At 69.0% G+C, this 21,357-nt stretch carries 19 protein-coding genes; 5 read left to right on the top strand and 14 right to left on the bottom strand.

What is annotated here, in order from left to right:
• Positions 1-16: 16 nt before the first annotated feature.
• The 3 genes from H0264_RS33680 to H0264_RS33690 all read left to right on the top strand — a co-directional run bounded on the left by H0264_RS33680 (position 17) and on the right by H0264_RS33690 (position 4,301).
• A complete protein-coding gene (locus tag H0264_RS33680) occupies positions 17-400 on the top strand; it encodes a VOC family protein (protein WP_181581278.1) in 384 nt (127 codons plus the stop codon).
• 30 nt (positions 401-430) lie between these two features.
• Positions 431-2,011: an MFS transporter gene (locus H0264_RS33685; protein WP_231084503.1), complete on the top strand. Its 1,581-nt coding sequence runs from the start codon at positions 431-433 to the stop codon at positions 2,009-2,011.
• 139 nt (positions 2,012-2,150) lie between these two features.
• Positions 2,151-4,301: an MMPL family transporter gene (locus H0264_RS33690; RefSeq protein ID WP_181581279.1), complete on the top strand. Its 2,151-nt coding sequence runs from the start codon at positions 2,151-2,153 to the stop codon at positions 4,299-4,301.
• Positions 4,302-4,368: 67 nt separating this feature from the next.
• Here H0264_RS33690 and H0264_RS33695 read toward each other — a convergent pair whose 3' ends face one another.
• The 4 genes from H0264_RS33695 to H0264_RS33710 form a co-directional block, all read right to left on the bottom strand.
• Positions 4,369-6,930: a hypothetical protein gene (locus H0264_RS33695; RefSeq protein WP_181581280.1), complete on the bottom strand. Its 2,562-nt coding sequence runs from the start codon at positions 6,928-6,930 to the stop codon at positions 4,369-4,371.
• 151 nt (positions 6,931-7,081) lie between these two features.
• Entirely contained in the window at positions 7,082-7,627 is a 546-nt protein-coding gene (locus tag H0264_RS33700) for a DUF1697 domain-containing protein (RefSeq protein WP_181581281.1), read from the bottom strand.
• 16 nt (positions 7,628-7,643) lie between these two features.
• On the bottom strand, positions 7,644-8,891 hold the full coding sequence (locus H0264_RS33705; protein ID WP_181581282.1) for a vWA domain-containing protein: 1,248 nt from the start codon (positions 8,889-8,891) through the stop codon (positions 7,644-7,646).
• 96 nt (positions 8,892-8,987) lie between these two features.
• Positions 8,988-9,734, bottom strand: a complete 747-nt coding sequence (locus H0264_RS33710) for an acyltransferase (protein ID WP_181581283.1) — start codon at positions 9,732-9,734, stop codon at positions 8,988-8,990.
• 140 nt (positions 9,735-9,874) lie between these two features.
• Here H0264_RS33710 and H0264_RS33715 point away from each other — a divergent pair, with 140 nt between their 5' ends.
• On the top strand, positions 9,875-11,269 hold the full coding sequence (locus tag H0264_RS33715) for an outer membrane protein assembly factor BamB family protein (protein WP_244976027.1): 1,395 nt from the start codon (positions 9,875-9,877) through the stop codon (positions 11,267-11,269).
• Position 11,270: 1 nt separating this feature from the next.
• Here the strand turns inward: H0264_RS33715 and H0264_RS33720 are convergent, their stop codons facing one another.
• Positions 11,271-11,858: a TetR/AcrR family transcriptional regulator gene (locus tag H0264_RS33720; RefSeq protein ID WP_181581284.1), complete on the bottom strand. Its 588-nt coding sequence runs from the start codon at positions 11,856-11,858 to the stop codon at positions 11,271-11,273.
• 62 nt (positions 11,859-11,920) lie between these two features.
• Between H0264_RS33720 and H0264_RS33725 the strand changes: the two genes are divergently transcribed.
• Positions 11,921-12,472, top strand: a complete 552-nt coding sequence (locus H0264_RS33725; protein ID WP_181581285.1) for an RBBP9/YdeN family alpha/beta hydrolase — start codon at positions 11,921-11,923, stop codon at positions 12,470-12,472.
• 13 nt (positions 12,473-12,485) lie between these two features.
• On the opposite strand, the gene H0264_RS33730 is transcribed toward H0264_RS33725, so the two are convergent.
• The 9 genes from H0264_RS33730 to H0264_RS33770 form a co-directional block, all read right to left on the bottom strand.
• The gene (locus tag H0264_RS33730) at positions 12,486-14,267 is read right to left on the bottom strand and encodes an alpha/beta fold hydrolase (protein ID WP_181581286.1); all 1,782 of its coding nucleotides are present in this window, start codon (positions 14,265-14,267) and stop codon (positions 12,486-12,488) included.
• A 73-nt stretch (positions 14,268-14,340) separates the two neighbouring features.
• Positions 14,341-14,895 carry a TetR/AcrR family transcriptional regulator gene (locus H0264_RS33735; RefSeq protein WP_181581287.1) on the bottom strand — a complete coding sequence of 185 codons (555 nt, stop codon included), beginning with the start codon at positions 14,893-14,895 and terminating at the stop codon, positions 14,341-14,343.
• A gap of 67 nt (positions 14,896-14,962) precedes the next feature.
• The gene (locus H0264_RS33740) at positions 14,963-16,210 is read right to left on the bottom strand and encodes a class I SAM-dependent methyltransferase (protein ID WP_181581288.1); all 1,248 of its coding nucleotides are present in this window, start codon (positions 16,208-16,210) and stop codon (positions 14,963-14,965) included.
• Positions 16,211-16,213: 3 nt separating this feature from the next.
• Positions 16,214-17,191: a class I SAM-dependent methyltransferase gene (locus H0264_RS33745; protein ID WP_181581289.1), complete on the bottom strand. Its 978-nt coding sequence runs from the start codon at positions 17,189-17,191 to the stop codon at positions 16,214-16,216.
• A 47-nt stretch (positions 17,192-17,238) separates the two neighbouring features.
• A complete protein-coding gene (locus H0264_RS33750) occupies positions 17,239-18,000 on the bottom strand; it encodes an enoyl-CoA hydratase/isomerase family protein (protein WP_181581290.1) in 762 nt (253 codons plus the stop codon).
• Positions 18,001-18,034: 34 nt separating this feature from the next.
• Positions 18,035-18,877 carry an NUDIX hydrolase gene (locus tag H0264_RS33755; protein WP_181581291.1) on the bottom strand — a complete coding sequence of 281 codons (843 nt, stop codon included), beginning with the start codon at positions 18,875-18,877 and terminating at the stop codon, positions 18,035-18,037.
• 268 nt (positions 18,878-19,145) lie between these two features.
• The gene (locus H0264_RS33760) at positions 19,146-19,706 is read right to left on the bottom strand and encodes a hypothetical protein (protein ID WP_181581292.1); all 561 of its coding nucleotides are present in this window, start codon (positions 19,704-19,706) and stop codon (positions 19,146-19,148) included.
• A gap of 120 nt (positions 19,707-19,826) precedes the next feature.
• Entirely contained in the window at positions 19,827-20,279 is a 453-nt protein-coding gene (locus H0264_RS33765; RefSeq protein WP_181581293.1) for a MoaF-related domain-containing protein, read from the bottom strand.
• 235 nt (positions 20,280-20,514) lie between these two features.
• The gene (locus H0264_RS33770; RefSeq protein WP_181581294.1) at positions 20,515-21,348 is read right to left on the bottom strand and encodes an ABC transporter ATP-binding protein; all 834 of its coding nucleotides are present in this window, start codon (positions 21,346-21,348) and stop codon (positions 20,515-20,517) included.
• Positions 21,349-21,357: the final 9 nt, after the last annotated feature.

Genomic DNA, 21,357 nt, shown 5'->3' on the forward strand with positions numbered 1-21,357 from the left:
GGGAGGGCATGATGGCATGAATGTTGTCGCCTCGGCGATCACGCTGAGCGTCACCGACGCCGCGGCGTCCAGCAAGTTCTTCTGCACCCATCTGGGTTATCGCGAGGCCGTGACGGGCGAGGACTTCGTCTGCCTGGAACGCGATGACGCGGGGGTGGAAATCGTTCTGGTGCAGAGGAACCCGGAGTATCCCCCCGCCCCGGCGCCCGGCCCGACCGGATTGCGGGTGTCGTTCAGCGTCACCGATATCGCGCGCATCGATCAGCGGCTCCGTGATGAGGGGGCTCCGCTGACCGGCTCGCTGCACCGCGCACCCGACGGGCACTGGCTGCTCGAACTCACCGACCCCAACGGGGTCGAGGTCCACCTCACGCAATGGGCGCCGCCATCCGGCGCCTGACGAAAACTATTACCGAAGAAGAGATTTCACGTGGAAACAAAGCAAGAAGCCGGTGCGGGCAGGCATCCCGCACGCTGGTGGATTCTGATCGTGCTCTGCCTGAGCACCCTGATTCTGGTCATCGACAATATGGCGCTCGGCGTCGCGATCCCGGCCCTGGCCGAGGATCTGGAGGCCGACGCGCAGGACATCCAGTGGATCCTGGACTCCTACATGCTGGTGTTCGCGGGACTGCTGCTCACCTCGGGCAGTCTCTCGGATCGGTTCGGGCGCAAGCGCATCATGATGATCGGCCTGACGCTGTTCGGCGCCGCGTCGGCGGTGGCCACGATCGCGGGCGATCCGGTGCAGCTGATCGTCGCACGGATCGTGATGGGAGTCGGTGCGGCCCTGCTCATGCCGGCCTGCCTGTCGATTCTGCTGAACCTCTTCGACGAGGATGAACGACACAAGGCCATGTCCGCCATGGGCGGGGTGAACGTGCTCGGCCTGGTCGGCTCGCCGATCATCGGCGGCGTGCTCATCGACCAGTTCTGGTGGGGCGCGGTCTTTCTCATCAATATTCCGATCGTGCTGATCGCGCTGGCCGCCACCGTGACCTTGGTGCCGGAATCGAAGGGCCCGTGGCAGCGGCCGGATCCGGTGGGTGCGGTGCTGTCGGCGCTGGGTATGACCGCGCTGGTGTGGGCGATCATCGAACTGCCCAAGAACGGGCTGGGCGACTCGGGAACCCTTGCGGCATTCGGGATCTCGGCGGCTAGCCTGATCGGCTTCCTGGTGTGGGAATCGCGCATCGACCATCCGATGGTGCCGCTGCAGCTGTTCCGGGATCGCGACTTCGCCGGCGGCAGCGTCTCGCTCACGCTGGTGCAGGTCGGCAATGGCGGTCTGCTGCTGGTGATCACGCAGTATCTGCAGTTCGGGCTGGGCTACTCGCCGCTGAAAGCGGGAATGGCGTTCGTGCCCATGGCTTTCGCGGCACTGGTGGGCAGTGGCGTGGGCGCGGGACTGGGCTCGAAGGTCGGCAACCGGGCGCTGGTGGTGTCGGGCCTGATCGTGATGGCGCTCGGCGCGCTGCTGCTCACCACACTGTCGGCCGACAGCGGATTCGGCATGGTGGCCGTGGGCCTGGTGGCCATGGGCATCGGCGGCGGGCTGGCCATGCCGGCGGCGATCGCGGCCATCATGGGCGCGGTGCCGACCGAGCAGGCGGGCGTGGGGTCGGCGCTCAACGACACCATTCAGCAGGCGGGTGCGGCGCTCGGCGTCGCCGTGCTCGGCAGCGCGCTGACCGGCGTCTTCGCCAACCGGATGCCGGAATCGGCGCCGGAGGCGGCACGGCAGTCGATCGCCGACGCGCTCGCGGTGGCGGCACAGGCCGGTGACAGCGAGCTGGCGCGCTCGGCGCGGGAAGCCTTCGCGGCAGCCATGTCGGTGAGCTTCGGCGTCAGCGCGCTGGGCATTCTGGCCGCCGGCGTGCTCGCCATCGTGATGCTGCGCGGACGGCCGGATACACCGGCGGGTGCGCATACCGACGGCGACGCGGTGACGGCTGTGGGCGAGGGCAACGCAGCCGCGGAGCGCATGTCCGACCTCGCCCCTGCCAGGTAGTACACAGCGCGGCAAGCACTCTCATCGCAGCGTGCCGCACCAGGGCCGGACGGCAGCCTCCCGACCGCTGTCCGGCCCGCACTCCCCAGCTTCGAGCCGCCGGGCTGTCTCGCCCGGCGCTGTGAAAGGACTTCTCCGAATGTTCGCGCTACTCGGGCGGATCGCGGTCCGCCATCCATGGAAGGTGATCGCCGCGTGGCTGATCGCCGCCGTGGCCGTGGTGCTCTGTGCACCCACCCTCACCCCGACCACCGACCAATCCGAGTTCCTGCCTTCACATTACGAATCGGTGCAGGCCATGGAACTGCAACGGCAGGGCTTCGCCGACGATTCGACCCCGGCCGCGCTCATCGTGGTGGCGCGGGCCGACGAGGCCGCGCTCAGCGCCGCGGACTCGGCCGCGGTGACCGCACTGGCCGCCGAGCTGTCCGGCCGGAACATCAAGGGCGTCACCGGGATTCAGGCCACTCCGGCGTCGGAGAACCGGCTCGTCCAGGTGATCGCGGTGCAGATGGTCAAGGTCACCGACCCGACCGACAAGACGCAGAGCGACGCGGTGACCGCCTTGCGGGACGCACTGCACGAGCGGGTGGACGGCACCGGCCTGAAGGCCGGTATCACCGGTACCGCGGCGCAGGTGCTGGACCAGACCGAATCCGGTGAGAAGGCCATGGCCATCATCGGCGCGGCCACCGTCGCGCTGATCCTGGTGCTGCTGCTGATCATCTTCCGCAGCCCGGTCATCGCGCTGCTGCCGATCGTGACCATCGCCGCCATCTCCCCCACCGTGGGCGGGCTCATCGGCATGGTGAACGAGGCGTTCGATCTGAAGGCCGACAGCTCGGTCAGTTCGCTGCTGACGGTCGTACTGTTCGGCGTCGGAACCGATTACATCCTGTTCCTGATGTTCCGGTATCGGGAGCGGCTGCGCGCCGGGGAGGACCCGAAGACCGCCATGATCAGTGCGGTCGCCCGGGTCGGCGAGGCCATCACCTCGGCGGCCGGTGCGGTCATCATCGCGTTCATGGCGCTGGCGCTGTCCAGCCTCGGCATGTTCCGTTCGCTCGGCCCGGCGCTGGCCATTGCCGTGGCGGTCACTCTGCTCGCGGGACTGACGCTGGTTCCGGCCATGGTCTCGCTGTTGGGCACCAAGGTTTTCTGGCCGTCCAAGGCGTGGCAGCGCGAGCCCAAGGGCGCGGTGTTCGCGGCGCTCGGCGGTGCGCTGGGCCGCAAGCCGGGGCTGTTCGCCGTCGCGTCGGGTGCGGTGCTGGTGGCGCTCAGCATTGCGGCGCTGGGGTTTCATCCGACCTTCGACATGAGCTCGGGATCCACCTCCGACTCGGCCGAATCCGCTGTGTACGGCAAGGAATTGCTGAAGGGCATGCCGGCGGGCGCCACCCAGCCGTCGCTGGTCTATCTGCGCGGTGACGCGCCCCTGAGCCCCGCCCAGCTCGACACCTACCGGAGCGCGCTGGCCGCGGTGCCGGGCGTCGGACAGGTGGGCGCGCCGCGACTGTCGAGCGCGTCGGACATTGCCGAATATCAGGTGACGCTCGCGGCGCTGCCGGAATCCGATGATGCGCTCGCGACCGTCCGCGGGCCGCTGCGGGAGACCGCGCACGCCGCCGCACCGGCGGGCACCCAAGCCTATGTCGGCGGCATGACCTCGGTGTTCGTCGATTTCAAGGCGGCGATGAATCGGGATTACGCCATTGTCTTCCCGGTGGCGGCCGTGCTCATCGCGCTCGTGCTGGCGGTCCTGCTGCGCAGTGTGGTCGCACCGTGGTACCTGATGGCCTCGGTGGGTCTCGGATTCGCGGCCACCCTCGGTGCGACGGTGCTGGTTTTCCAGAAACTGCAGGGCAATTCGGGTCTGATGTTCTCGCTGCCGGTGATCATGTACATGTTCGTGGTGGCCCTGGGCACCGACTACAACATCCTGATGGTGGCCCGGCTGCGCGAGGAATCGGCCGAGGGGCACGCGCCTCGGGAAGCCGCGGCGCTGGCCGTGCGGCACACCGGTCCGGCCGTTGCGGCGGCGGGCATCATCCTGGCGGGCACCTTCGCCTCGATGCTGCTGGCGGGCAATACGGTGATGTCGCAGATGGGCTTCGCCATCTCGCTGGGTATCGGGATCTCCGCCTTCGTCATGGCCATGTTCTTCACCCCCGCCGTGACGGCGCTCATCGGCCGCCGCGCCTGGTGGCCGAGCCGCACCGGGACGGCCGGGCGGAACGACGAATCCGTGTGGCAGGCGCGTGAATACGACTACTCCGGCAGTAACCGGTAGCCGATATCGGCGTCGTTGATCCGTGCGCGGTCGTGGCCGCGCACGGATCGCGCGTATGCGCGCGGCGTCAGCCGGTCGGGGCCGGCTCGCGGTCCGGTTCGGCGAGATCCGGGTGGATGACCGAGCTTTCGTGGTCCGACAGCCAGTCGCGGAAGGATTCGTCGCGGAATTGGTAGGCGGTGCCGGTGACGCGGAGCAGGCCGTGGCGGTGCGCCCAGTCGAGGAATTCGGCGGGGCGGCAGGCGAAGCGGACGCCACAGCGGAACACGATGCGGGCGCACAGCGAGCGCAGCGCCCGGGCCGCGATGGCGCCGCCGCCGAGCACCACCACGGCCGCGACGCCGGCGAAGAGGCCGAAACGCAGGCTCACGCGCCCGCTCCATAGTTCTTCCCAGACGTGGTAGGCGGCGAAACACCCTGCGGCGGCAGCCAAGAGCAGCCAGCCGCGCAGGCCGATCGGGGCGGGGCGGCGCTCGTCGGAGACCGGGTGCATACGACTCGATTCGACGACGCCGGACAGCGCCACCAGGGCCGCGAGCAAAGCGGCGACCGGCCAGATGGCCACCGTGCCCACAATGCCCTCCCGCACCAGCGCGGAGAAGTGCGCCGCCAGGGTGGGGCGTGGTTCCAGCGCAACGATTTTCGCGGCCCCCGCCACCGCGACCACCGCCCCGGCCACGAACCCGGCGGCGGCCACCCGGGTGGCCTGCTCCATGGCGTGCGACATGCGGGGGCGCCACGCCCGCCAGGCGATCACACCGGCCGCCGTCGCCGAAAGCCCCAGCAGCACAGCCAATTCCAAGGCTCGATCCGGCCCCCGCGCATCCCAGCTCGCCACATCGACCTCGAAGGCGGCAGCCAACCCCGCGAACAACGCCGTCGCCCCGAACCGCGCGGCCATCGTCACCGCGGGCGACGACTCCCGGCTCACCGACCGGAACGCAGCCACCCCACCACCGATCAACGCGAGCAGAACCATGATCAGATCGAGCCGGAACGCCAGTGCGGTGCACCGCCATTCATCGGGCGGCCCGAACCGCCGATGCTCCGCTCGAGCCACCCCGAACCCGGCCGCCCCACCCTGAACGACCACTGGACCCCGCCCCCGCTCGAACAGCACGTTCGCCCCGTGCCCACGCGCGGCATTCGCACCCGGGCTGGACACAACGGCCCCGCTCCGGCCGGGCACGGGGTTCGAGCCCGGCGCGACCTGGCCGGACGCGGGGTTCACCCCCTGACCGGACACGGTCGCGGTTCCCGCACCGGGCGCGGAATCCGCCCACGCGCACTGGAATCCGGGAGACAGCATCCCGTTCACGAAGCCGAGTACGAGGAGGGCTGCCGCGACAACGAGAATCCCGTGCAGCACCCGCGTCCGGCGCGACGCCAGCCGCCACAGATCGTCGAGGCCGACACCGGCATCCACGCCGCCGCTCCGCGCGCGCCGGTCGGTGTGCAGGGCGAGGGTCCGCAGCCATCGGTGCACCTGGTCGTGCGTGTAGGGACGGTCGCCGCCACGGCCCCGCGGTGTGCCGCGCACCGCGGCCGGAATAGCCGCGGAGTGCAGGAGCCGCAGTATTTCCGCCTCGGTTCCGGCGCTCGCGAGCTTGGCCGCCGCATGGGAACAGCCTCGGCCCAAATACATTTCGGCCAGCGCCAGCCGGGCGGGCGCACTCAGCGTGCGGGCCAGCACCCCGTCCGGCTCGCTGCCGAGCCGGGCGATCACCGGACTCCACCCGCCGGGGACACGCTCGTGCCCGGCGCGATCACCCCGGCTGTTCACCCCGATGTCTGCCGCCGCCGTCGCGGCATCGCGGGCCGGATCCGCCGCGGTGACTGCGCCCGGATCGGCTGTGGTGTCCCGCACCCGGGTATCCGCTGCGGCCGAGATCAGGTGGTCCGTGATGGCGCGGGTGGTCAAGGGGCGCAGGGTTACTCGGGTGGCGCCGGAAAGACCGCGGTAGGGGCTGTGGGAAGTGCAGAGGCGGTCGTAGACGTGGGCGTCGCAGAGGACGACGACGGGCATGTCCTGAAGTTCGTTGAGATGTTCCAGGGCCAGCCAGGCGGCCACCAGATCGCCGTCGGGGGTGGTCATGGTGTCGAGGCGGTCCAGGATGGGGCGGATGCGACCGGCCGTGATGAGAGCGGCGGCCACGGGGAGGGGGAGGCGGTAGTCGCGGGCGAGGCGGTCGGCCAGCCAGGCGGGGAAGTCGCGGAGGGCGGGGTTCCAGTTGGCGGCATTGACGCGCACGGGGACGGGATCGGTGTCGGCGCGGTGGTCGAGGAGGCCGAGGAGGAGATGGATGGCGGTGAGCGATTTGCCGGATCCGGGGCCGCCGAGGACCACCAATCTGCCGGTGGGGCAATGCCGGTGGTAGAAGTCGTGGATTCGGGTGATGGGCGCCGAATCGGCGGTGGGGTCCGGGGGCCAGGGGCCGTGGTGGATGTCGGGGCAGCGGTGGGCCGCGCCGGTGAGGCGCTCGAGATTGTCGCGCTCGCGGCGCTGGATCGCGGCCGCCAGGGCGCGCTGGTGGGCGGCGAGGGCGGCTGCCGAGATATCCGGGCGGGCCGCCTGCCACAGGCGGCGGGCGCGCAGCACCGTCCAGCGGCCGAATGACTGTGGCTCCACGCGAGACCCCTTGCTCCGGAACAAACCTCCCAACTTGCACCGATCGCGAAGAGCATCCCACAGGCTACGGTCTTATGACCAGCGAATCACGAATCAATAACACGTTTTTCGTTGCAGTGACAGTTGTCAGTTACGAATTGCGGCCAACTGGTCAGGAATTCAGCTTTTTCAGAGTTTTCTGGACGGTCAGGAAAGTCCGCGTGGTGATGTCCTTGCCGTACACCTTCTCCAGCCACGCCATGAAGCTCGGCGTACCGGGATCACTGTTGTCGATGACCGAGAGCACCGCGCCCGCACCCTGGTCGTAGCCGACCAGCTCCACCGCGGATTCGATACCACCCGAGGGCAATTCGGGCAGCTGCGCGGGCGCTTCCCGCACGAAGGTGACGGTCAGATACGTTTCCCGGCAGTGTGTCAGCCCGGGGAACGGATCCGCATCCACCATGGCCCGCAACTGCTCCCGGCTCCGGACCAGCGTCCCGCCGGGGATACCCAGTTCCGCATGCAGCGCCTGTTGAATACGCGATTCCAATGCGGCGGTGTCGGTTTCCTCGCTATGGAAGACGATATTGCCACTGGTCAACAGCGAAGCCACCTGCTCGAATCCCAGCCCCTCGAATACTGCCCGCAACTTCTCGTTACGCATATTCGGGTTGGTCGGCATGATCCCGCGGATGAAGGCGGCATAGCGATTCATGATCTCGACGCTACCGTCAGCGCAGCACTCCGGCCGCGCGGGCGGCTCGCACCCAGGACGGGAATTCCCCGAGCAGCCGCGTGTACAGCTCGGCGTCGGACAGCTCGTCGATATCGTCGACGGCGAAGAAACCCGCATTGTCGACCAGCCGGCCCTCCAGCTCATCCAGATTGCGCAGCACCCCGAACTTGGCCTTCCCCAAGCCGATGAACTGCCAGAAGGCAGGCAGCGCGGCGGCCTGACCCATGAGCCGCGCGATCTTCTGCTTCTCCGAGAAGCCGCCATCGGTGAAGAACAGCACCAGCGTGGGCCCGGCCTCGGGACGCAGGGTCGAGATGATCTCCTGCATGATCGGGATCTCGGCATTCGACTGCCCGATGGCATTGTGGTCGAGCCCGGCGTGCGTGCCGGTCAGATGCAGGTGGGTGGCACACCACTGCTCGACCCGCTCGACGGTGACATCGGGCAGGCGCAGAAAGGATCTCGCGTACAGGTAGGGCTCGAGCACGCCGTCCTCGTCGAGCTGGATGGCGACCGGGACCATGCGCTGCACCACCCGGTGCACGACCTTGTCCTGGTAGAGCCGCTGCATGCTGCCGGTCTTGTCGATCACCAGCACCACGCGGGCGCGCACGGTGTCGGCGCCCTTGGTGAGCAGAACCTTCGCGACCTCACGCTTGCGCATATCGAGCGTGGCGCGATGCTCGGGCGGCAACTGCTGCTCCCCCGCCACCGAGCGGATCACCGGCTCCCCGGCGGCGGGCGCTGCCTCGGCCGGAGAATCGTCCACGCGCACACCATGATCGGTGACCAGATCCGCGAAACCGCCCGCATACCCCTGGCCGACCGCGCGCACCTTCCAGTCCGTCCCGCGCCGGTAGAACTCCAGCGCGATGACCACCGACTCGCTGCTCAACCCCTCGATCACGTACTCGTACAACGGGTTTCCCCGCTCATCGGTGACCGCGGCCACCGGCGGTGCATGACGGCCGAACGTATCGCCGTCCAGGGTGAGCACGGTGCGCACGGCATCGATATCGGCGGGCACCTGCGCCAGGGAGAAGGCCAGCGCCCCAGCGTCTTCCAGCAGCACGCCCGCACCTCGCGGCTGATTGAAGAAGATGAAATCCGCGTCCGAGCGCACCTTGCCGGCGGCGGTCACCAGCAGCGCCGACAGATCGACCGTGCTCGCGGCACGGACGGCGACCCGCAGCTCGGTCCCGGGAAGCGGCGAATTCTGCCCCTTGGCAAGCGATGTCGTCATGCCCGGCGGACCTCTCAGTGCAGCGAAAACGAATCGCGGCCGAACACTACCAGTGCCCGGCCGCGATCACTCGGCAATGCGTCAGGAGGCCCTGCCTCAGGAAGCCACCGCACCGTTCTTCTTGCGCTCGATATCTTCCAGCGCGGCAAGATATTCGGCGCGCTTGTCGGCGGCGGCATCCCAGGCGTCCTTGCGGTTCTTCACGACCTTGGCGGGTGCGCCCACGGCAATGCTGTAATCCGGGATCTCACCCTTCACCACCGCATGCGCGCCCAGCACACACCCGCGGCCGACGAGCGTGGAGCGCAGCACGGTCACCTTGGCGGCGATCCAGGTGTCGGGGCCGATGCGCACCGGCGACTTCACGATGCCCTGATCCTTGATCGGCATATTGATGTCGTCGGTGACATGGTCGAAGTCGCAGATGTAGCACCAGTCGGCGACCAGCGTGGACTCACCGATCTCGATATCGATGTAGGTGTTGACCACATTGTCCTTGCCGAACACCACCTTGTCGCCGATGCGCAGCGAACCCTCGTGGCAGCGCAGCGCGTTGCCGTCGCCGATGTGCACCCAGCGGCCGATCTCCATGCGCGCCAATTCCGGCGTGGCGTGGATCTCCACATTGCGGCCGAGGAAGACCATGCCGCGCAGCACGATGTGCGGGTTGGCCATCTTGAACTTCCACAACCGGTAATAGCGCACCAGATACCAGGGCGTATAGGCGCGATTGGCGAGCACCCATTTCAGGGAGGCCACGGTCAGAAAGCGCGCCTGCTCCGGATCCCGGCGACGCGACCCCGCCCAACGCGAGCGCAGCGGTGCGCCCCACATGCTCGTCACGAACTTGCTCCTACATGTCCATCGGCCGTTTAGACGAGGGTATCGGTCCCCTCTTCGAGGCACGAAAGTAGGCTGTGCTCCGGCTCAGCAGCCCACAGTGGGAACAACAGACTCCGTACTGGCAGAAGGGACACCCGCAGGTGCGAATCGGCAGGCGGCAGACCGGAAGTGACGAGCAGCGACCGCGCAGCGGTGCATCCGCACCCGAACGCCGCACGCCCGCATGGGCGACAGGCGGTGCGCTGGCAGCGGCCGCGGCGGGCTTGCTGACCCTCACCGCCTGCGGCAGCACCACTGTCGACGACATCAAGGTCGGACCCGGCAAGGGCTGGCCGGCCGCCTTCCACGACGCCCGCAACAGCGGGGCCAGCCCGGTCACCGGCTCCCGCAACCTGACGCTGAGCTGGGCGCGGCCCATCGGCGGACCGGTCGGCGCGCCCGTGGTGATCGGTGCGGACGGGCAGCTGTTCGTCACCACCCGCACACCCACCTGCGCGCTGTTCTCCTTCCAGATGGAGACCGGCCGCAAGCGGTTCTGCAATCCCATGGGACCCGGCGGCAATTCCAGCGCGGCCAGCGCCGTCGATGCGGGCGCGGCGGTGGACGGTTCGGCCAACATCTATGTGGGCGACGACGGCGGCGTGTACTCCTTCAACGCGCTCGGGCAGCCGCGCTGGCGCACGCCCGTCGCCGGGGTGCCGGTGTCGGTGCAGTTCACCGGGGACGGGAATGTGCTGTCGGTGACCCAGTTCGGGCAGGTGGACGTGCTCAGCCGGCAGACCGGCGACCGCGAGGTGTCCACCCTGCAACTGCTGGGGGAACCCGATTTCCTGAAGTTCCCGAACCTGAACCGGCCGCCGGACGGCACCGGCCTCGAGGACTGCGCGACGGGCGGGCCGCTGTGCTCGGTCGCGAACGTGTCCGCGGTGGACGGGAAGTCGGGGCGGTTCTTCGTCACCGTGTGGCAGCCGGGCCAGGCCGCGGCATCGCTGGAGGCGATGCGCTACGACGGCAAGGAGATCCATCGCGAGTGGAGCGCGGAGATCCTCAATGGCGGCAGCGGCGCCAGCCCGGCGCTGTCCGCGGACGGGTCCACGGTGTACGTGGGCGACAACGAGAATCGGCTGATCGCGGTCGACACCACCGACGGGCACACCAAATGGGTGCAGAATCTCGGCTTCCCGGTGCGCGGGGGCGTCTCGATCGCGGACGGGCTGCTCATTCCATCCGGGGACGACGGGCATCTGATGGCGCTTCGCGACAAGGGCGATCATGCCGAGATCGCCTGGGAGCGCAAGGATCTCAACCTGCGCGGGCGGCCGGTGCAGACGGCGGGCGGCACCGGGTACACGGTCGCGCCGATCGGCGACGGGCTCACGCTGGTCACCTTCGACACCACAACCGGTGACACGGTGGACTCCGATCAGCTACCGGATGCGCAGGGCAGCACCATCGGGACCTCCATCGGGGCCGAGGGTGAGGTCGTGGTGGCGACGCGCATCGGCGAACTGTTCGTGTTCAAGCCCGAGAAGTAGTTCAGCGACAGGTGCCGAGGCCCGCGATCAAACGGTCGACATGATCGGCGGCCTCGGCCGGAGCCAGCGGCGCGTGACCGGCGAGCAGGCGATACCAGAACGGACCGAACACCAGGTCCACGGCGTAGTCCACGTCGAGGCCCGCGTCGAGTTCGCCGCGGTCCAGGCCGCGCCGCAGCAACTCGGCCACCACCGCGCGGCGCGTCTCGACCCAGCCCCGGAATGCCTCGCGGAAGTCCGGGTCGAGTTGTGCGTCGGCCATCATGCCGCGCAGTGAGCGCACCCGCACCGGGTGGTCGACGACGCTGTAGAGCCGCTGCACGAATTCGGTGAGATCGCCTGCGACGGAACCGGTGTCGGGTTCCGGCATGCGCTGCGCGACCGCCCGCGCGTACGCCTCCATGACCAGCTCGGGCCGCGAGCGCCACCACCGGTAGATGGTGCTCTTGGCGACACCCGAACGCGCGGCGATCTTCTCGATGGTCAGATCGCGATACCCCTGCTCCTCCAACAGCTCCGCGGCCGCGGTGAGGACGGCGTCGTGGGCTTCGGGACTGCGGGTGCGGCCGCCGCGGCGCTCGGTTGACATGCCGGTCACGGTAGCCTACTTTTCAATCGAAACGCAACGTATCGATTCGCTTGGAGCAGTACATGAGCACCGTCGTCATCTCGCACGAATACGCCAGCAGCCCCGACCAGGCCTGGTACGAACACCTCGCCGCCACCCTCGACGCCCACGACGTGCGCACCCCGCAGATGCCCGATCCCGAAGCGCCGCAACCCGAACCGTGGCTGCGCGCCGTCGCCGAGCAGATCACCGACCCCGCCGACACCGTCCTGGTCGGCCACAGCCTCGGCGGCGTCAACCTGCTCCGCCTGCTCCAGCGCCACGAGGGCGAACCGTTCGCCGGCGTCGTACTGGTCGCCGCCATGGCGCACGAGGTGGGCTACGACCAGCTGGCCGCCTTCTTCGAGGATGGCTTCGACTGGGCCCGAATCCGCAATGCCGCCAAGCAGTTCCGCGTCCTGGCGGCCATCGACGACCCGGTCCTCACCCCCGATCCCCTGGACCACGTCCGCCTGTTCACCACCCACCTCGGCGCGAAGTCCATCGTCACCGCCGATGGCATCCACTTCAGCCGCCACCAGAATCGACGTGAGCTCCGGGAGGCCATCGACCTGGTGACCGAGCTGCTGCCCTGACGCCGCTACCGAGTCAGCGCGACACCGGCTCGCCGGTTCTCTCGCGAACCAGCAGATCGGCGAGCAGAGCCGAGTGCGTCAGCTGCGGGTAGTGGCCCGCGCCCTCGACCGTGGTGACAGGGTGGGTGGTCGAGACAACCAGCGGGTCGGCCGAACCGACCACGATGTGTACCGGAACCCGCACTCGCGCAAGCTTGTCGGCGAGTTCCGCACGGTGCGCCGAGGTCGAGACGGCGGCCAGTGCGGCAATGGTCCGATGGGCGACACCGGGGCGGCCGAGGTCGGCGGCAGCGCTGACCACCGCCGGTCCGTCCGGCACTCCCAGCTGCTCAGCGAGTTTCGCGGAGGACAGCCATTTCAGCGCGACCGCCGCCAGCGGCGAACGCCGCACCCACGACGGCCGCTGCTGGAGGAAGTACGGCGCGATCAGGACCAGGCGGGCAAGACGATCGGGATGCCGCAGGGCGTACTCGACCGCCGCCTGCGTGCCGAGCGAATGCCCGACGAGGATCGGGCGGCTGCGGACCGGAGTCATGAGCTGTTCCGTCCACTCCCCCAGAGCCGCCGAGCGACCCGGGTCGGGCAGATCGGCAGTGCCGGACCGGGGCGCGGAGCGGCCGACACCGGGAAGATCGGCTGCCAGCACCGAGGCATCCAGGGCGGCCGTTATTTCCGACCAGCCCGCACTGTTGAGCGGAAGTCCGTGCAGGAGAACGTACTCGGGTGTCTCACGGTCGCCTTCGAGCCAGGTGCCATCGTGAAATCCGGGCGCGGGCACAGACTTCCGATCCGAATGGCGTGTCGATGCCGTCGAGGCGGCTCCGTTGCGGGTGGCGACGACCCCATCGGCGTAGGCGCGCAAGAGATCTCCGACCGGTGGATGTTCGATGCCCAGCTCGCGGGCCACGACATCGGTCGCCGTCGTGTCGTAGCGGTCGCCGGCGATGAAGGCCAGGGACTCCGGGTCGGCGTTGGTCAGTGCGCGCGGCAGCGCCCGCACGATCCCCACCGGGATGGTGAATCGTGGTGCGGGAACACGGAGATGGGTCGCCACCAGCCGGACCAGTTCGGGGAGGTTGGGGGTTGCCGGGTCGAGCAGGGTGTAGGCCCGATCGGCGGTGCCCGGCAGAGCGGGAACCCGTGCCAGAAACTGTGCCACATAGTCGATTCCGACAATGGGGACGAAGGTGTCGCGGTCGCCGGGGAGGACGGGGAGCTTGCCGAGCCACAGGTTGTGAATGAGGTCCGACAGGCCGAAGTACTGGCCCGGCCCGATGACCGACGCGGGGTTCGCGATCGTCAGGGGAACATCCAATTCCTTTGCCAGCGTGCGCAATGCGCTGTCGGCTTCGGTCTTCGACGCTTCGTAGGCGCCGGCGCGATAGTCGACGCCGCCCCCGCCGCCGACGGTGGTGCGATAGCCGCTGATGTGGACGAGTCGGCGCAGCTGCGGCTGCCCGCTCGCCCACCGCGCGACCTCCAGCGCGCCGGTGAGGTTGACGCTGCGGGCCTGCTCCGCCCCGAGCCCGAACTGCATGAGGGCGGCGGTGTTGTAGACATCGCGGATGCCGTCGAATTCCTCGGCGAGACCCAGATTCGGCTGGGTGATGTCGACGGTGGTGAGGCGCAGTCCGGACTGGTCGACATCCTGCGCGGCGAGCCAGGAGGTCAGCCGGCCCGGGCTGCCCGCCCGCACTCCGGCGACGACGGTCCGGCCGTCACGCAGCAGTTCGGCGACGACAGCGCGGCCGATGAACCCGGCGGCCCCGAAAACTATCGAGTCGGCAGTGGTCATGATCCCCTACTTTCAGTAGACCGATTTACATATTCTGTGGTCGAAGAGAAGGCCGCCAGGCAGGCGGCCGAATTCAGACGAGCGTTTCGATGGTGGACGCCACCCGCCGCAGCGGCGTGCGATCGCGATGCGCGCGGGACAGCACGAGCCCGCCTTCCAGCAGGGCCAGCGCGGTGGTCGCCAGCCGCTCCGGCTCGGGGTGACCGTAGGCCGTCAGACGTTCCCGCAAGGCGGCCTCCCAGGAGGCGTAGGCGGCCGAACATGCCTGCTGCACAGTGTCATTGGTGGCCGAGGCATCCAGGGTGACACCGGCGATCGGGCAGCCCTTGGTCCAGCCCGACGCCTCCAGCCGCTCCCCGAGCATGTCCACGAGCAGTTCGAGATAGCCGCGCGCGTCATCGGCCTCGGCGGTCGCGATAATGCCCGCGATCTCCGCGCCCGCCTGCTCGATGGCCTCGGCGACGAGCTGGTCCTTGCCCCCGGGAAAGTGGAAGTACAGCGAACCCCGTGGCGCACTGCTGGTTTCGAGGATCTGATTGAGCCCGGTACCGAAGTATCCGCGCGCCTCGAGCAGCGACCGCGCACCCGCGATCAACCGGCAGCGAGTGTCCGCACCCTTCTTTCCCATGCCCGAAACAGTAGACCGGTCGTCATATTCTTGCAACCGGGCCTGCCCCACCAGGTGCCGCGGAGAACTACGGGGTGGCGCAGAGGAACACGGTCGGAGTTCGCCCGATACGCGTAATGACCAGCGTATGCGGCTGCGAGCCACGGGGTTTGAGCGTCTTGCGCAGCGCATCGGGATCGACGTCGACCCCACGCGTGAGAATCTCCAGCGGGCCGCAATCCCGCCGATGCAGCTCGGCCCGCAGCGGCTTCTCCTTGAAGTCCATGCGATGCAGAATCCGGAATCCCCGGACCCCCTCCGGCACGGTATCGCCGGTGAGATAGGCAATCCGCGGATCCAGTTGCCACAAACCATGTTTCGCCGCGTAATGCCGGACCAGCCCGGCGCGCACCACCGCACCGTCGGGATCGACGATCCACTCGCCGGGCTCCCGCTCGGGAATGTCATCCGGATCGGCATCGGTCATGCTCCACCCCGGCCCGGTGGACGAGAGCACGGTGGCCCGCCGCGTGACCCCCTCCTCCGCGAGCCCCGAGGACCACAGGCACGCCTCGCGCACGGCGCCGTCGAGCGAGACCACCTCGATCTCGCCGTCCCACTCCAGACGATCGAAATCCAGTCCGGGAGCACACTTCACGGCGAGATCACGCCCCGCATAGGCGGTCAGCAGATCCGGCAACGGCGGCTGCAACTTGGCCGGATCATGCGTCCTCCGCCCATCCGCCCGGCGCGCGGGATCAGCGATCACCACCTCGGCGGTGCTGCACGGCTCGAGCGCATCAGCCTTGGCCAGCAACACATTCCGCACCCGCCCGACCACCGTGGCGCTCGTACCGAGCGCGAAGATGCCATCGGCCGGTGAATCATCCTGTACGGCAACCTGTTCCAGCGTGGCGCGCAGGTTGTGGGCCGCGATGTCGAGTCTGACCTCGTCGAGGTCGCTGCCGATGACGGCCGGGCACACGCGGGCCAGTTCGATGAGTTCCGCCCCGATGGAGCAGGTGACGTCGTGAACCGTGCGGCCCGCCAGGCGCTTCGCGCGGTGGCGGGCCACCGCCGAAGGCGTGGCCTGCTGGAGGGCGTCGTCGGTGAAGAGCCACTCCCCCGCCCCGTCGAGTTTGGCGACGGCGCGGCGGCGCAGGCGCGCGGTTTCCACCAGTGCGGCCGCGCGGTCACCGAATGCGCGGCGGAGCTGTTCCAGGTCCTTGAGCAGAGACTTGGGGGTCAGCTCCAGCCGGTCGGTCGCGGCGAGCGCGGCCAGGCCGGCCGCGCTGCCGAGGTAGGCGACATCGTCGCGGGTGAAGGCGTAGCCCACCGGCTACTTGGCCGCCGCACCGGGCTTCACGCCGGTGATCATCACGTTGTAGAAGAACTGGCGCGGGACCACGTGCCGCAGCACCTTCTCGTCCAGCTTGGACAGGCCCAGCCAGGCCTTGTACTGGGCGAGGCGGTAGCCCATGGTGAGCTTCTCGTCCGGCACGGCGGCCTCGAAGGTGCGGACCGGCCAGCCCCACAGGGCGGCGGCGAACTCTTCGGTCTTGGCCAGCGCGTCGACCGCGCCCGCGCGGCGGGCGATCTCCTCCAGCTCGGAGGGGTCGAAGGTGTGCAGGTCGACGACCGCTTCGAGGGCGGCGGCGCGGGAGGACTCGTCCAGTTCCGCCTGCGGGCGACGCCAATCCTTGAGGAACGGCAGCTTGGTGACGTTGGTGGTGATCTTCCAGGTGACCTGGCCGAGCTTGCGGGCGTAGAAGTTGCCGATGGTGGTCGGCTCACCCGCGAAGACGAAACGCCCGCCCGGCTTGAGCACGCGCAGGCACTCCTTGAGCGCCAGCTCCACATCCGGAATGTGGTGCAGCACAGCGTGTCCCACGACCAGGTCGAAGGTGTCGTCCTCGTACGGGATGGTCTCGGCGTCGGCGACGCGGCCGTCGACGTCCAGGCCCAGGTTCTTGCCGTTGCGGGTGGCGACCTTGACCATGCCCGGCGACAGGTCGGTGACCGAACCGGACTTGGCGATGCCCGACTGCATCAGGTTCAGCAGGAAGAAGCCGGTGCCGCACCCCAGTTCGAGGGCCCGCTCGTAGGGCAGCTGGGCGTCGGGGACCACGGCGTCGAACCGGCCGCGCGCGTACTCGATACACCGCTCGTCATACGAGATCGACCACTTGTCGTCGTAGGTCTCGGCTTCCCAGTCGTGATACAGGACCTGGGCGAGCTTGTTGTCGGTGAGCGCAGCCTGGACTTCCGCCTCGGTGGCATGCGGGTTCGGCGCGGGATCTTCCGGACGAGCAGTCATGCAGGGCAGCCTAATGAATGCCCCGGTGAGCCCGCGTATCGGGCTGGTTATCCGCCGGTGAAACCCACGGTTCCCGGACCGTCGACCAAATAGGAACGTGTTCCAACCTGCTGATCTTCGGTGCCGAACAACCCGGCCCACTCGGTGCGCGCCCGATCGTGGCCGTGCGTGCCCGCCTCGAACACCCGCTTGGCCGCGGCCAGCGCCATGGTCGGCGCCGCGGTGAACTGCCGCGCCCAGCGCAGCGCCGCCTCGAACACGTCATCGGGGGCGACGACCTCGTCGACCAGACCGATCGCCTCGGCCTCCTTCGGATCCACGAAGCGGCCGGTGTACACCAGATCCTTGGCCTTGGACGGGCCGATCAGCAGGCTCAGCCGCCGGATGCCCGACACCGGGATCAGGCCCGCCTTGATCTGCGGCAGACCCAGCTTCACGTTGTCGCCGATGATCCGCCGATCCGCGCCCAGCGCCAGTTCGAGACCGGCTCCGAGCGCGTAACCGCTGATCGCCGCGACCGTCGGCTGCGGCAGCCGGGACAGGCAGCCCAGCGCGTTCTGCAAATCCTTGACCACGGCCTCGGCCTGCTCGGGCGTCCAGCGCGCCAGCTCGGCCATCTCGTCGCCGGCCGAGAACACGCGCGCGTCCCCGTAGACCACCACGGCCCGCACCCCCGGATCCGCCCCGATCTCCTCGGCAGCCGCGGCGATCTCCCATGCCGTCTGCAGATCGATCAGATTCAACGGCGGGCGTGCGATCCGAAGCACGGCAATGCCGTCATTACGGTCCACGGTCACGAATTCGGCCACAGCGGACCAGGGTACTGGCGGGTGGAGGGCCATCTCAGTTCGGCCGCTGCGAACCCAGCAGCCGGGAGCCGTCCGGGAGATCGGCGAAGTAGCGGTCGGCGCCGTCGAAGGCCAGCGTGGGCTTGCCGCCCGCCTTGTCGTAGACCGGCATGATCGGCTCGATCACCGGGGTGGCGGCGAGAATGTCGGCGGTGGAGGCGAATTCGCCGAGGGCGTCCAGCTGCGACCAGGTCGGCGGCAGCAGCACGTCCAGGCCGTCCTTCCACCGGGTGATGGCCTCGGCGGGCGTGCACCAGGTGACCACATCGGCCTCGGAGGTCGCGCCGTCGGCCAGCTGACCCTCAGGGAGCACGGCCACGAAGAACCGGGTGTCGTAGCGGCGCTGCTCGATCGCCGGGGTGATCCAGTTGGCCCACGGGCGCAGCAGATCGGCGCGCAGCACCAGGTTCTCGCGGGTGAGGAAGGCGGCGAAGGAGAGCTCGCGGCGCTCCAGCTGCCCGCGCGCCTCGGCGTAGACCGAGGTGTCGGAGACGACGGTGTCGGCGGTCGGCCCGGCCAGCAGGACGCCGCACTCCTCGAAGGTCTCGCGCACGGCCGCGCACACCAGCGCCTGGGCGCGTGGGCCGTCGGTGCCGAAACGCTCTGCCCACCAAGCCGGTTCGGGCCCGGCCCAGTCGAGGTCGGCGGACGCGTCGGAGAGGTCGACGCCGCCGCCGGGGAACACCGTCATGCCCGCGGCGAAGGCCATGCCGCTCACACGACGCTGCAGGAACACCTCGGGCCCGTTCACGCCGTCACGCACCAGCATCACCGTGGACGCGTCCTTGATGGGCGCGGCGGCGGGCTGAGAGTCGGGCTGGGCAACTGTCTCGCTCACATTCGCACCCTAACGTTTGCTCGGGAGCCGGTACAGGGCGGGCAGGACGCGGCGGAATGATCGCGCCCCCGAGCCCTGCGATGCCGCCGCTCGTCATCCCGGCATGCCGCCACTCGTCATCCCGGCATGCCGCCACTCGTCATCCCGGCATGCTTTTGGCCGGGATCCACAGAGCAACGCACGCTATCCGTGTCGATCCCGGCCAAAAGCGCGCCGGGATGACGGAGGGCTGGGTAGACGACATCGCCGCACGAGCGTCAGCAGTCCCTCAGTGCGCGAGCAGCAGCAGCGTCGCGATGTCGAACGCCGCCACCGGATCTCCCGGCAACTCCACTCCGCCCAGGCCGCTCGTGCGCACCGCGCCGTCCCCGTAGCGAAACCAGCGGCACCAGGAGGTTTCGCGAATGTCGCTGTAGGCGACCACCAGTCGGTGATTCGGGCAGCGGCGGGCGTTCTCCACCGATTCGGACAGCGTGCGGCAGGCTTCGAACATGCGGCGCACGCGGGCGGCGGCGACCCGGTCGTCCATGTACGCGCCGCCGAATCCGGTCTGCGCGAACAGTGTCAGCGAACCCCAGACCAGGTGATAGTTCACCGCATAGGAATTCGCGCCGTGCCCGGAGTGGCTCACCGCGACCTGGTCGGGGAGCCAGTGGCGCATGGCGTCGTGCGGGTAGCCGAACTGGTACATGAGCGCCGGCGAGATGTCGCCGGTGGCGTACGCCCACGGTTGCGCCTGCCGCAGCAGCGGCTGGAACGGTGGCGGGATCGGCGGCTCGCCGAGGTCGTGATCCTCGAACAGCGCGCACATCTCCTGGAACACGTGCATGGTTCAAGATCGCAGGGCGCGAGGCCGCTGTGAACGGCGGGGGTGATCCAAGCCGGGGCAGTCGGATCGGGAACCGGATCGGCGCGGGCTGCGTCGCCCGGCGCGGCGGTCGATCGCGGCTCAGTCGGTGAGACTCACAGAGCCCGTTCGGGTTTGGATGGTGAACGGCCCGGAGCCCTCCGCGCGCCGCGACCAGGTGCCCGTGACCTGCCCGGTGCGGTAGTCCTGCACCTGGCTGATCACCACGCCGCTGTCCTCGTCGGCCCAGGTCACCAGGAACGAACCCGCGCCGATGGATTCGATGGCGGCCGGTGCGACGGTCTTGCGTCCGCTGTCGGCGGCGACGTAGGTCAGCGACCTGCCGTCCGCGGCGAAGGTGAGGGTGCCGCCCGCCCCGCTGTCATAGGTGAGCTGGACGGTGCGGCCGTGCAGATCGTCCGGCAGGGTCGCCCGACCCAGGCTCGCGACCGATTCGGAGACCGAAACCTTCTGCGGCGCGGGCGGATTCGCGACACAGCCGACGGCGCCCAGGGCGGCCGCGGCGAATAGGAGTGAACCGACCGTTCGACGCACTTCCGCTCCCTCCGTCCGCGGCCCGCTACTGCTTCGCCCACAGTTCGCCATCGAATGACAAACGAGTGCGATTGCAGCTGAATGCCGGTCATTGCTCGATCGGCGATGTTGCGGACAGTTTGCCCGCCGGAGGCGAAGTGCGCAATAGCAGCACGCCGCCCGGATCGACCGGATTCGGCGTGCGCGAGAAAGATTCAGCGGCGGCGCGGAGACTCCGCGCATGCTATGGCTCGGCTCAGCGCGTGCGATGCCGCCCGAAACGCTGACTGCGGCGCGCGAAATACCGGCCGTCGATGCGATCGAGGGTGATCGACTGCCGGAACGCCTCACTCAGATTCTCCGAGGTGAGCACATCGGTGAGCAGGCCCTGCGCCACCACACTGCCCTCGTTGAGCAGCATGCCGTGCGTGAAGCCGGGCGGAATCTCCTCCACGTGATGGGTGACCAGCACGGTCGCCGGAGCGTCCGGATCGGCGGCCAGATCGCCGAGCCGCTCCACCAGTTCCTCGCGGCCGCCCAGGTCCAGGCCCGCGGCGGGCTCGTCGAGCAGCAGCAGTTCCGGATCGGTCATGAGCGCCCGCGCGATGAGCACGCGCTTGCGCTCACCCTCGGACAGGGTGCCGTAGGTGCGGTCGGAAAGGTGTTCCGCGCCCAGGCTTTCCAGCACATCCACCGCGCGGTCGGTATCCAGGTCGTCGTAGCGTTCCCGCCAGCGGCCCATCACCGCGTAACCGGCCGACACGACCAGATCCGAGACCTTCTCGTCCACCGGCACGCGGCTGGCGATGGCCGCCGAGGACAATCCGATGCGCGGGCGTAGCTCGTTGATGTCGACCTTGCCGAGTGTCTCGCCGAGCAGGTTGGCCGAACCCGAGGTGGGATACATCTCGGCGGCGGCCATCCGGAGCAGCGAGGTTTTCCCGGCTCCATTGGGGCCGAGTACAACCCAGCGTTCGTCCAGTTCCACCTGCCAGGTGACAGGCCCCACCAGGGTATGGCCCGAGCGTCGGACGGTGACATCGGTGAAATCGATGAGCAGATCGGGATCCGGTTGCGGCACGGGGTCCATCTTGGCTCA

Origin of the sequence: Nocardia huaxiensis (assembly GCF_013744875.1) — a bacterium.
GTDB classification, from domain to species: domain Bacteria; phylum Actinomycetota; class Actinomycetes; order Mycobacteriales; family Mycobacteriaceae; genus Nocardia; species Nocardia huaxiensis.

Bases quoted from the DNA above. Each gene is read 5' to 3' on its own strand.
- H0264_RS33680 (WP_181581278.1), top strand. From the start codon at position 17: ATGAATGTTGTCGCCTCGGCGATCACGCTGAGCGTCACCGACGCCGCG.
- H0264_RS33690 (WP_181581279.1), top strand. From the start codon at position 2,151: ATGTTCGCGCTACTCGGGCGGATCGCGGTCCGCCATCCATGGAAGGTG.
- H0264_RS33700 (WP_181581281.1), bottom strand. From the start codon at position 7,627: ATGAATCGCTATGCCGCCTTCATCCGCGGGATCATGCCGACCAACCCG.
- H0264_RS33705 (WP_181581282.1), bottom strand. From the start codon at position 8,891: ATGACGACATCGCTTGCCAAGGGGCAGAATTCGCCGCTTCCCGGGACC.
- H0264_RS33720 (WP_181581284.1), bottom strand. From the start codon at position 11,858: ATGTCAACCGAGCGCCGCGGCGGCCGCACCCGCAGTCCCGAAGCCCAC.
- H0264_RS33725 (WP_181581285.1), top strand. From the start codon at position 11,921: ATGAGCACCGTCGTCATCTCGCACGAATACGCCAGCAGCCCCGACCAG.
- H0264_RS33730 (WP_181581286.1), bottom strand. From the start codon at position 14,267: ATGACCACTGCCGACTCGATAGTTTTCGGGGCCGCCGGGTTCATCGGC.
- H0264_RS33735 (WP_181581287.1), bottom strand. From the start codon at position 14,895: ATGGGAAAGAAGGGTGCGGACACTCGCTGCCGGTTGATCGCGGGTGCG.
- H0264_RS33745 (WP_181581289.1), bottom strand. From the start codon at position 17,191: ATGACTGCTCGTCCGGAAGATCCCGCGCCGAACCCGCATGCCACCGAG.
- H0264_RS33760 (WP_181581292.1), bottom strand. From the start codon at position 19,706: ATGCACGTGTTCCAGGAGATGTGCGCGCTGTTCGAGGATCACGACCTC.
- H0264_RS33770 (WP_181581294.1), bottom strand. From the start codon at position 21,348: ATGGACCCCGTGCCGCAACCGGATCCCGATCTGCTCATCGATTTCACC.